The organism is Rhizobium mayense (assembly GCF_030272705.1).
In the GTDB taxonomy this organism is placed as follows: Bacteria; Pseudomonadota; Alphaproteobacteria; order Rhizobiales; family Rhizobiaceae; genus Rhizobium; species Rhizobium mayense.
The window spans coordinates 1-809 of record NZ_JARFYM010000105.1 but is presented as its reverse complement, the minus strand read 5'-3'; the positions used below and the strand labels follow the sequence as shown (position 1 = coordinate 809).

Below are 809 nucleotides of genomic sequence, written 5' to 3'. Positions count from 1 at the left end.
GGTCTCGTCACAAGCGACACGATCGCCGAGATGATGACGCTGGCGATGCTCCAGAAGGACCGCGCGGGCGGTGCGCCGTTTGTGCCGCGGAAAGGCTCGAGCGGCGAGTGATGATCTCAGTGTCTTGGCCGTGCTGCCGCATCAGTCGATCTCGAAGGCACATTTGTCCGATGCCGAAAGCTTACGATCATCATAACGCGCGGCTATCGATTTCATGGCATGACGTCATTTCTCATTCGCCGCGTGCAATCCCATGCTGATGGACGTGAGCGGCAACCGTTCGCCGCCACCGCGACAGTCGAATAGTTCACGATCAGGAGGCTACAAATGTCAGTCCAGAAGCCGGTTCTAACGCCGCCCAACGGTGGCGAGAAGGTGACCACGAGCGGAGGCTCGAGCATAGAAATGAAAGTGGAGAGCAGCCAGTCCGGAGGCGACTATGGTGCTGTCCTGTACACGGTGCGAGCTGGGGAGGAGCCTCCGATGCACACCCACTCGCGCGAGGACGAGCTAATCTACGTGGTTGAGGGGCAGCTAATCGCGCGCGTCGGCGATGCCCGCGTCGAGGTGGGGCCAGGCGCCTACGCGGCTCTTCCCCGTGGAGTGCCGCATACGATCGAGGTGGTCGGCGACCAGGCGACACTACTTCTCAGCTTCGTGCCGGGTGGGCTGGAGCGCTTCTTGGTGCCCCGGAAAGGCGAGCAGCCCGATCCGGCCGCTTTCGGCCTGACGTTCCCGTAGGGGCGGCGATCGCGGCGCGCGGCGTTCATGACCGTGCGCCCGCGGCAGATGATTGATTCATCGCGCCG

The 809-nt window shown here is 63.2% G+C and carries 1 protein-coding gene; it reads left to right on the top strand.

Annotated elements, in window-relative coordinates:
* Nucleotides 1-327: 327 nt before the first annotated feature.
* A complete protein-coding gene (locus PY649_RS34780) occupies nt 328-741 on the top strand; it encodes a cupin domain-containing protein (protein WP_285873604.1) in 414 nt (137 codons plus the stop codon).
* The last annotated feature ends 68 nt before the right edge of the window (nt 742-809 follow it).